This window comes from Amphritea sp. 1_MG-2023, from assembly GCF_030547545.1.
Classification (GTDB): domain Bacteria; phylum Pseudomonadota; class Gammaproteobacteria; order Pseudomonadales; family Balneatricaceae; genus Amphritea.
Genome location: NZ_JAUOQE010000041.1, coordinates 22,203 through 32,425, shown reverse-complemented (window position 1 = coordinate 32,425; position 10,223 = coordinate 22,203). Strand labels below are relative to the sequence as shown.

Here is a 10,223-nt window from a genome sequence, read left to right as displayed (position 1 = left end):
TCGGGCCATCGCCCAAAAGCGGCGATGTTGTTATGGCCTGCGGCCATCGCTCCGAGTCCGGGCACCACTTATTTAGTCAAAAAAGCCTCACTTTTATCGTTTAGATAGGTGGGGTTTTTTACGTCTGGAATATCGCAGCTCGGAACACGAACCTGGTTCGATGATGCGTCGCTACGTTCCTCTCCCCTTCGGGCCATCGCTTTGACATTACTTTGTTGCGCGTTGATCTGCTGGCAAGGTGAATGGCTGATTTCATTCATGTGACACAGCGCAATGTGTGCGTCGCTGAATGTTTAAACGACGCTGTTGGAACTGTTATTGAGTCGATGTCTTGGCGATATTGTTTTTAATTCTATTTATTTTTGTATACGATTTTATAAGTTTATTGTTTTGTAATTTCGAACCAAAAGTAAGCATTTTGTATGAATAGTACTGTTTTGGCGCATCACATTGATGCAAAAGCAGCGGATCGATTCTGTAGGCCACACCGTGACGTTTTAGATAACTCGCTGTTTTTAGGATGGATTAAATATTATTTGAATTTTTCTGACCGATTGGCCAGCTTTTTGCTGTGTGTATGAAGTAATGAGTCCTATCGGACGGTTTTTAATTTCTTAAAGGATGTAATGGGATGATTACTATGAAACGTACACTCGCACTGGCCGCTTTGTCTGCAAGCGTCTTTATCGCTGCTCCTGCTTCTGCTGAGATGCTTTGGACTAATACGAGCCTAAGTTACCTGAAAGGCGATGATTATAAATTCACACCGACCGGTAATATGGATGTGGTGACGCTTGAGAATGCCACCGGTCATAACTGGGGTGATACCTTTCTGTTTGTGGATCGCACCATGCCAGAGGATGGTGATAGCAGCTACTATGGTGAGTTTTCTCCTCGTCTGAGTTTAGGCTATGTCACCGACAGTGATCTGTCTGTTGGCCCCATCAAGGATGTGTTTTTAACCGGTACGTGGGAAGCAGGAGATGGCTTTGATAACTATCTTTATGGTTTGAGTGTCAGCTTGGATGTGCCGGGCTTCCAGTACTTCAATGCGAGCGTTTATAAAGCGTATAACGATACGTCGGATAACGATGAGCAACTGACATTGACGTGGGCTTATCCTATTGCAGCGGGTAATCAAGAGTTTCTGATCGATGGTTTCCTTGATTGGAGCACAAGCAGTGACACCAACGAGTCAGAGATGAACTTTACCCCACAGTTAAAGTGGAATGCGGGTAAAAATTTGGGTTTGAAGTCGCCTCTATATGTGGGTGTTGAGTATGCCTACTGGAACAATAAGTACGGTAGCACGGTTGATGAACGCAATGCATCACTACTGCTGAAATGGCATTTCTGATCGTTTATCTGCCTATCGCGGGGTTTTGACCCCGCTTTTTAATAAGGAGGCCTCATGTCTACATCGAACTCGAATGATCTAATCTATTCACTGGATGCAAAGCCAGGTGTTTTAGAGTCGGGGTTTGCCGCGTTACAGCACGTACTGGCAAGCTTCATTGGTATCATCACGCCCACACTGATTATCGGCGGTGTTCTGGGGCTGGGTGAGCATGTTCCCTATCTGATCAGTATGGCGTTAATGGTCTCTGGTGTGGGTACCATTATTCAGGCACGTCGTCCGCTAGGCATGGGGGCGGGGATGATCTGTGTACAGGGAACCAGTTTTGCATTCTTAAGCTCGGTGTTGGCCGCAGGCTTTATCGCCAAGGGGCAGGGCGGAGGCCCAGAAGAGATGTTATCCCTGATTTTTGGGGTGTGTATGCTGGGAGCGTTTATCGAGATTTTCCTCAGCCAGTTTATCCATAAGCTTAAACGTATTATCACGCCGTTAGTGACCGGTATTGTGATTACTATTATTGGCGCCAGTCTGATTAAGGTCGGTATGACTGATTTGGCCGGTGGCTTCAAGGCGAAAGATTTTGGTGATCCCGCTAACTTGATGCTGGGCGGTATTGTGTTGGTGAGTATTATTATTCTTAATCGCTCCAGCAATAGTTGGATCCGTTTATCATCGATCGTGCTGGGGTTGCTGATCGGCATGATCATCGCGGGGTTGATGGGCAAAATTAGCTTTGCTGCTCTCAGCAGTGTGCCGGCAATCAGTATTCCGGTGCCATTTAAGTATGGTTTCTCGTTTGACTGGGCGGCGTTCTTGCCCATTGCGTTGATCTATATGATCACGGCGATTGAATCTACAGGCGATATCACGGCTAACTGTATGGTCTCTAAACAACCTATTGCGGGAGATGAATATATTGCTCGAGTACGTGGTGGTGTGTTTGCCGATGGTTTTAACTCCTTTATGGCGGCCGTCTTTAATACCTTTCCTAATACGACGTTTAGTCAGAATAATGGCGTGATTCAGCTCACCGGCGTTGCCAGTAAGCATATTGCCTTGTATATCGGCGGCATACTCATCTTTCTGGGCTTGTTTCCGATGATTGGTGGCGTTCTACAACTGATACCTAAGCCGGTGTTGGGCGGTGCGACCTTGGTGATGTTTGGTACTGTGGCTGCAGCGGGTATTAAGATTATCGCCTCGGAGCACCTTGATCGCCGTAAGTTGCTGATTATGGCGGTTGCTTTCGGTATGGGGCTCGGCGTCAGTATGACACCAGGGCTACTGGATCAATTGCCTAAAATGGTACAGAGCGTGTTTGGTTCGCCGATCACCACTGGGGGCATGGCGGCTATTATTTTGTCTCTAGTCTTGCCTGAGGAGCAGCCGGAAAGTGTTGCTGAAGCAGCACCGCTGAGTGACTTAAGCGATGCATAGTTAGGCGAGCTTCATACGACGAGATGGGCGTATAACAGGCTGCTGCCAAAACCACTAAAACACCGCGTACCCCGCGGTGTTTTAGTCTTCAGAGGCCGTTTATTTGCCGCTTATATGGCGCGAGTCGATTGACTCTGCGGTCATTGAGCGACATGTGCTAGTCCTATGCTCGATTGATTAGTCGCCCACGGCACTGCCTTCTCGACGAGGATCGATAGCGCTTTTCCACGTGCCGTCAGCTTGACGGAAAAAACCATGTAAGCCACTGTTTTGATCTTTGATTTTAGTTTGATGACCCAGTGCCGCGAGTGGTGCGGCTAACTGTTCTGCCAAGGTATCTGCTTCTAGCTCGGTGACACCGTTACGGTTAACAACGTGGGGGCTATTAAATGCCGCTTGAAGGGAGATATCGGTGCTGAGCTTAAGGTAAAGGTTTTTAGCCACATAGTTGATTATGCGACTGCCACCGGGTGATCCTAGCGCGGCCACTAATTGATTCTGTTCATCAAACACCATGATCGGTGACATCGAACTGCGCGGTCGCTTATTCGCTTGCACTCGGTTAGCCACCGGCTTGCCATCTTTTTCCGCGATAAAGGAGAAATCGGTGAGTTGATTATTGAGCAAGAATCCTCCGGCCATTAGCGTCGAGCCGAAAGCCATTTCGATACTGCTCGTCATTGATACGGCGTTACCCCATTGATCAACAATGACAAAGTGGCTGGTGGAGGGGAGTTCGGGAGATTGATCATCTGCTTGACTAATCTGCTGGGGTAGCTCGCCGGGCATGGCTTGTCCCATGTCCTTTAAAGGACTGATCAGTTGACTGCGTTGTTGTAAGTAATGATCATCCAATAAAGCATCAACGGGGACATCGATAAAATCGCTATCGGCTAGATAGCGAGCACGGTCGGCGTAGGCAAGTCGACTGGCTTGAGTCAGTAAGTGATAAAAGGCTACGCTGCCGGATTGTTGCGGCTGCGATTCAGCTAACGCCATGAGTTTAATGATTTGTAGTGTAGTTATGCCGCCGGACGTTGGCGGAGGAAAACCACAGACTCGGTAGTGACGAAACGGCCGGCAGATCGCTTGACGAGTGATCGCGCGGTAATTTTGTAGATCACTACGCTGTAGTTTTCCGGGGTTATCGGTAGCTTGCTTAACGGCCGCAATCACTTGCTCGCCAAGGGTGCCTTGATAGAGCGCTGATGCACCCTGTTGAGCTATTTGACGCAGCGAACTTGCCAGCGCGGGATTGCTGAGACGATGGCCTTCGGCTAAAGGCTCGCCTTCGGAGGTAAAGAAATATTGGCGAGCTTCAGGGTAGCGGCCTAAGCCGGGGTTGATCTTCGATGCCAGTAATTGATGTAATCTGGGGCTCACGTTAAAGCCCGATTCGGCGGTGTTAATCGCATCATCAAACAGCGAAGCCCAGGGTTGTTTGCCGTATTGTTGTTGACTCAATTCCAGCATTGCTAGCACCCCAGGAGTGCCGACGGAGCGCCCTCCGACCATTGCATCCCACCAGTTTATGGGGGTTCCTTCAGGAGTTAAAAAGAGATTTTTATCGGCAGCCGCTGGTGCTGTTTCTCGACCGTCAAAAGCGGTGAGTTGTTGCGTGCTCTTATCCCAATACAACATAAAAGCACCGCCGCCGATACCTGAGGACTGCGGCTCTACAAGGGTTAGCATCGCTTGCACTGCGACTGCGGCATCGACGGCGCTACCGCCGCGCTGTAGTACGTTATAGCCCGCTTGAGTCGCTAAGGGGTGGGCGCTGACCACCAATTGATGCTGAGCGCTAACGATGGGGGCTTGACGCGTGCCGGTGGCCGACTCTGGCGCGATTTCTTCATTGATTGCGTAGGCAAGAGATGAAAAGATCGCGAGGATTACGACAATTATCGCGTTAAAATGTGTTCGCATAGCTCATATCCCTTAAACGCTTTTCAGTGAAAAATAATGCATGGACGAAGACGTTATTAAAGCAGATATTTGAATCAAGCAAACCACTTTGGTTACATTTCAGCATTTAAAGCTCGTTTATTGATCGCTAGGTGTCTATATTGAGAGTATTGAAAGCGAATGCTGCAGCTGATTAGGGTGATTGGCGGGCAGTCCAATAGAGATTAACAACGTCTGTCAGGGATGACTCGGAATGAGTAACTCCAGTCATGTTAGCTAATCGTCATGAGCCTTCTATTAACATGGGTTAAAGATAAGGCGATGTAGGCCGATAGCGTCCCGTTAGAGACATATGAAAACTTGGAGATTCAACTTGTCCATAGCGGTAAAATCTATTTCTAGCGCGAATAGCGATACCCAAACGACGCGAGTGGTGTTGCTGAATGATCATGATGGCAAGGTATTGGTATTGTTGCCAGCCAATATGCTGTTAAATTTAGTCAGCATTTGGAAGCATTCCGGTCGTCATCTTCAACCGGTGAGAGGTTCAGATGCGACTAAGTTTTTTAGTCAATCGGCTTTAAAGGCTGAGGCGGGTCAAGCGCAGCTATTTCTGTTACCGGTATTTATTGATGATTCACTGAAAGACAGTGAGCACTTTCACATTGTCGAGGCGTATACTGGGCTATCTTTTGAAGCACATGCAAGCTGGTTTAAGGGAGAGGTATCTCACTGTCCGCTCGGATTGACGCCGCATACGATTGCGCAGCATCAACCTAATGGTAGTGATGAACAGGTAATTACGCGTGCGGTGGAGCGTTTTACCACGCTACGTATACAGCAGCGTTTGGAAGATACGCTCGGATTACCGCCATTACCGATGTCGATGAAACGCCTCGTTGAATTACGTTCAGATCCCTCTGCGGGTATCGATGATCTAGTGCCTTTAATACGCAATGATGCTTCGCTTGCCGCTCAGGTAATGAGTTGGGCGGCGTCTCCTTATTATGCGGCGCCGGGTGATGTTCACTCAGTTGAAGATGCGGTCATTCGGGTGTTGGGATTTGATCTGGTGGTGAATCTGGCATTAGGCGTGGCGATGGGGAAAACCTTGACGGTGTCTGACGATACGCCACGGGATGGAGTGCCTTATTGGCGACAGGCTGTTTATGTCGCCGCTGCAGCTGAATTGGTGTGTAAAAAAATGCCCGCTTCAATCCGGCCGGTACCTGGTTTTGCATATCTGGCAGGCTTGTTACAGAATTTTGGTTATCTGGTTTTGGCACACCTGTTTCCCCCTCATTTTGCCCTCTTGTCACGCTATATTGAGGCGAATCCTCATATGGCTTTAGAGTATGTCGAAAAGCAAGTGCTGAATGTTACTCGAGAGCAGATTGGCGCCTGGTTATTGGATAATTGGGGATTACCTGAAGTGGTCGTTGAGGCAGTACGTCATCATAACGATCTCAGTTATGATGGGGTCGCCAGTCATGAAGCCAAGCTGATCTATATTGTTAATCGGGCGTTGCGTAGTCACGGCCTAGCGGATGGTCCGGTTGAAGACATTTCTGCTAGTTTGCTCAATGAGCTTGAGCTGAGTCAGGCTGAGGTTGATAGCATCGTCACCAGCATTGCTGAGAATACGGAAGAACTGGATGCGCTAGTGCATACTATTATGCATAGTCATAAAGCGTTAGGTTAAGTCAGGGCTTAGTATCGCTGTTTGAAATCACTATTTGAATAAGTGCTTAGGGAAGGTGCGAATAAGTCAATTACGCCTCTGAAATTCCCGAAGGGCGGATATTAGAATGGTTATCTACTTTGTCAGCCAGCTTGAAAAGGTCCAGACATTTCGCTGCACTGGCTTTCGCGTATCTGGCCATTCTAATGTCCGCAGAGAATATAACGGACTTATTCGTACCTTCCTTAGCATAAGCACTTATTTCGTGTGCCAAGATTAGATAATGGTCTGGCTTTCCTGTTCTTCAAGTTCTTCCAATTTTTCCATCCATTCAGATTCGACGGCATCCGCTTTTTGTCGGAGATCGGCCTGTTGCTGTAAGAGCAGTTTAAGTTGGGCTTTATTGCTCTCTTCATACAGTGTGACATCCGCAAGCGAGGTTTCCACTCGTTGTCGCTCTAGGGTGATTTTGTCTAAGGCGGTTTCGAGTTGAGTAATCGCTTTTCGTAGTGGCCGAAGTGCGTTGCGACGTTCAGCTTCGAGTCGTTTCTGCTCTTTCTTTTGCGCCGCACTGAGTGATCGATTCTCTTTGGGTTCTTCTATTGTTTGATTTTGCACTCGCCGCTGTGCGCTCAGCCATTGCTGATAATCATCCATGTCGCCATCAAAGGGCGACACGCAACCATGGGCGACGAGCCAAAACTGATCGACGGTATTGCGCAGTAAGTGACGATCATGGGACACCAGAATTAACGCGCCATCGAAGTTTTGCAAGGCGAGTGTCAGTGCGTGACGCACCTCGAGATCCAGATGGTTAGTCGGCTCATCGAGTAACAGTAGGTTGGGGCGTTGCCAAGCGATAAGGGCCAGAGCCACACGTGCTTTTTCGCCACCGGAGAAGCGTTTTACCGGTTCGAGGGCGCGATCACCGTTAAAATCAAAGCTGCCAAGATAGTTGCGAATTTCTTGATCACTGGCTTTGGGGGATAGGCGTTGAATATGTAGAGCAGGGGACGCTTCCAGATCTAAGGCTTCCAGTTGATGCTGCGCAAAGTAGCCGATTTTAAGATGCTCGCCGGCGTGATATAGACCCTCAATTAGGGGGAGATCTTGAGTCAGCGTCTTAATTAAGGTGGATTTACCCGCACCGTTAGGCCCGAGTAGACCGATACGATCACCCGGCGAGAGCGTCAGCTTTACATTATTTAGAATCGGCTGAGCGTAACCGAGCTGAGCGTTATCTAAACTCATCAGCGGAAAAGAAATTTTATCGGAAGACTGAAAGCTAAAGCTGAATGGGCTATCGATATGGGCAGGCGCGATCAGCTCCATACGCTCGAGTTCTTTAACCCGGCTTTGTGCCTGTTTAGCTTTGGTTGCTTTGGCTTTAAAACGATTAACAAAACTCTCTATTTCAGCAATTCTTACCTGTTGTTTTTCAAACTGAGATTGTTGCTGCGCGAGTCGTTCTGCGCGACGTTTTTCAAAGTCGCTATAACCTCCTTTATAGAGTTCCGTTTTTTGTTGGGCCATGTGTACGATATGAGTACTAACGGCATCTAGGAAATCACGGTCATGGGAGATCAGTAATAGCGTGCCTTGATAATTGCGTAACCACTGTTCTAGCCAAATCGTTGCATCGAGATCTAAGTGGTTGGTGGGCTCATCCAAGAGGAGAATGTCCGAATGACTCATTAATGCTTGAGCCAAATTCAGGCGGATTCGCCAGCCGCCAGAAAAGGTATTTACGGGTCGTTGAGCATCGGCGGTAGAGAAACTCAAGCCATTTAATAGTTGATAAGCACGGGCGTCGGCACTATAGCCGTCGATGGCATCGAGCTGAGCATGTAATTCTCCCATACGATGGTGGTTGCCGGACTGTTCTGCGTCTTTTAGCCCTTGCTGAATGGTACGTAAGCGATGATCACCATCGAGGACATAGTCAATGGCTCGCTGCTCACTGTCGGCAACTTCTTGGGCCATATGCGCGATGGTCAAATTACTCGGTAGCTGTAAGTCGCCCTCATCGGGTTGTAGCTGACCGAGAATAAGTTTAAAGAGCGAGGATTTACCGACACCATTAGCGCCGACAATGCCCACTTTTTGATTGGCGTGAATCGTTAATTGCGCTCTGTCTAGCAGGCGCAAGTGTCCACGTTGTAAACTAAGTTGGTTTAACTGAATCATGGCGGCGGATTTTATCACAAATGAAAGATAATAATGTATTTTGGCATGCGGCAGTGCAGATCTATTCTACGCCGGGAGTCGCGGATGTTTGTCTGACACTGCAAAACCGTTATCACTTGAGCGTTAATTATTTGTTGTTTGCGCTATGGCTTGCTCGGCAGGGGAAGTGTTTGCCGTCTGAACTGGAACATGACAGCGTTTGTCTGTGGCGCAACAGCCTGCTTGAGCCGTTACGGCAACTGCGCTATGCATTACGTCAAACAAAGCAGACGTCAGCTCAGAATGAGTGTTATGACGCGTTGAAAACAGCAGAGTTGGCCGCTGAAAACGTGGAGATCGAATTACTTTATGATCTCAGAGAGCAGTGTCCAGATAGCGGCCTGTTGGCTGGGCCTGATGAGGTTAACAGGCTCGGTTATCTTAATCTTTGTATAGCGGCAAAATTGGAAGAGCCGAGTGATAGCGATTTAGCGCTTCTTTTGAAGAAATTAAATGATAAAGCCGCGAGCATAGTAGTAATTGGCTGAACTTTTCAGTTTAATGGTTTACTAAGAGCACGTAACTGATCCCTGAATTAAGGAATGAAAATGAAGAAGACGCTGGTGGCCGTGGCCGTAGCAAGTATCGTATTGGTAGGTTGTGGTTCTGATAAAGAGAAGGTCGTAGCAGAGACAGAAAAACCGTATACGCTGGAAACTGATCAGCAGAAACTTGGTTATAGCTTGGGCCTGATGTTGGGCGAGCGTCTTAAAGCTGATGTTGAAGAGTTGGATGTTGATGCGCTGCGTCGAGCCGTTGAAACGGTGTATTCGGGGGCAGATCCGCTGCTGAAACCGGAAGAGGTTGAAGCGACAATGATGGCGTTCCAGCAAGCGAAAATTGCAGAACAGCAAGAAGCGTTTAAGACGTTATCAACGGAGAACCTTGAAAAAGGTCAAGCCTATCAAGCTGAGAATGCTAAAAACGAAGGCGTTGTCACCACCGAGTCGGGTTTGCAATATGAAGAGTTAACGGCGGGTGAGGGTGATAGCCCTAAAGCTGAAGATACCGTTAAAGTACATTATCGTGGTGCGTTAATTAGCGGTACCGAATTTGATAGTTCTTATAGTCGCGGTGAGCCCGTGTCGTTTCCTTTGAACGGTGTGATTCCCGGTTGGACAGAGGGACTGCAACTGATGCAAGTCGGCGGCAAAGCGAAGCTTGTTCTGCCTGCTGAGTTGGCATACGGCCCCGGCGGTATGGGCGATGCGATCGGACCAAATGAAACGTTGGTGTTTGAGGTTGAGCTGCTAGAGATTAACCCGACAGAGTAACCGCTGAAATTGGTCAAAAATATACCAACCACCCATTCGGGTGGTTTTTTTTGGTGCATAAAAGGGTCTTTGATCGAATTTGTTATAAATATTGATCTTTTTTGATAGTTATTTTGTAAATTTATTTCAACATGATTAAGGGACTGTAGCGTTGATAAACCGTGGCTTTCTGTACAGAAGTAAAACAGCTGCTACACTGAAAGCTTAATCTGAGTGTTAAAAAATTAAATATTTGGATTAAAAGAATAAAAGTGGAATATTCTTTGCAGTTTAAAACGTATAGCAATGATTGCTGCTACGATGATGCATTTATTATTCATTCATTTATGACAAAGAGAAGGAA

The 10,223-nt window shown here is 47.6% G+C and carries 7 protein-coding genes; 5 read left to right on the top strand and 2 right to left on the bottom strand.

What is annotated here, in order from left to right; genetic code table 11:
• The first annotated feature begins 631 nt into the window (after window positions 1-631).
• Window positions 632-1,357, top strand: a complete 726-nt coding sequence (locus tag Q4488_RS16885; RefSeq protein WP_303581661.1) for a DUF5020 family protein — start codon at window positions 632-634, stop codon at window positions 1,355-1,357.
• Between the two features lie 54 nt (window positions 1,358-1,411).
• On the top strand, window positions 1,412-2,794 hold the full coding sequence (locus Q4488_RS16880) for a uracil-xanthine permease family protein (protein ID WP_303581660.1): 1,383 nt from the start codon (window positions 1,412-1,414) through the stop codon (window positions 2,792-2,794).
• Between the two features lie 177 nt (window positions 2,795-2,971).
• Here the strand turns inward: Q4488_RS16880 and ggt are convergent, their stop codons facing one another.
• Complete coding sequence (gene ggt / locus Q4488_RS16875; protein WP_303581659.1) at window positions 2,972-4,720, bottom strand: gamma-glutamyltransferase; 1,749 nt, start codon at window positions 4,718-4,720, stop codon at window positions 2,972-2,974.
• A gap of 352 nt (window positions 4,721-5,072) precedes the next feature.
• Here ggt and Q4488_RS16870 point away from each other — a divergent pair, with 352 nt between their 5' ends.
• Window positions 5,073-6,401, top strand: a complete 1,329-nt coding sequence (locus Q4488_RS16870; RefSeq protein ID WP_303581658.1) for an aminoacyl-tRNA deacylase and HDOD domain-containing protein — start codon at window positions 5,073-5,075, stop codon at window positions 6,399-6,401.
• 255 nt (window positions 6,402-6,656) lie between these two features.
• Here the strand turns inward: Q4488_RS16870 and Q4488_RS16865 are convergent, their stop codons facing one another.
• Window positions 6,657-8,567: an ATP-binding cassette domain-containing protein gene (locus Q4488_RS16865; protein WP_303581657.1), complete on the bottom strand. Its 1,911-nt coding sequence runs from the start codon at window positions 8,565-8,567 to the stop codon at window positions 6,657-6,659.
• Between the two features lie 20 nt (window positions 8,568-8,587).
• On the opposite strand from Q4488_RS16865, the gene Q4488_RS16860 reads away from it, so the two are divergent.
• Together Q4488_RS16860 and Q4488_RS16855 are read left to right on the top strand one after the other, a co-directional pair.
• Window positions 8,588-9,094 carry a TIGR02444 family protein gene (locus Q4488_RS16860; protein WP_303581656.1) on the top strand — a complete coding sequence of 169 codons (507 nt, stop codon included), beginning with the start codon at window positions 8,588-8,590 and terminating at the stop codon, window positions 9,092-9,094.
• Between the two features lie 60 nt (window positions 9,095-9,154).
• Window positions 9,155-9,880, top strand: a complete 726-nt coding sequence (locus Q4488_RS16855; protein ID WP_303581655.1) for an FKBP-type peptidyl-prolyl cis-trans isomerase — start codon at window positions 9,155-9,157, stop codon at window positions 9,878-9,880.
• Window positions 9,881-10,223 lie beyond the last annotated feature (343 nt).

Coding starts and splice junctions, on each gene's coding strand:
- Q4488_RS16865 (WP_303581657.1), bottom strand. CDS start 8,567: ATGATTCAGTTAAACCAACTTAGTTTACAACGTGGACACTTGCGCCTG.
- Q4488_RS16885 (WP_303581661.1), top strand. CDS start 632: ATGATTACTATGAAACGTACACTCGCACTGGCCGCTTTGTCTGCAAGC.
- Q4488_RS16880 (WP_303581660.1), top strand. CDS start 1,412: ATGTCTACATCGAACTCGAATGATCTAATCTATTCACTGGATGCAAAG.
- ggt (WP_303581659.1), bottom strand. CDS start 4,720: ATGCGAACACATTTTAACGCGATAATTGTCGTAATCCTCGCGATCTTT.
- Q4488_RS16860 (WP_303581656.1), top strand. CDS start 8,588: ATGAAAGATAATAATGTATTTTGGCATGCGGCAGTGCAGATCTATTCT.
- Q4488_RS16855 (WP_303581655.1), top strand. CDS start 9,155: ATGAAGAAGACGCTGGTGGCCGTGGCCGTAGCAAGTATCGTATTGGTA.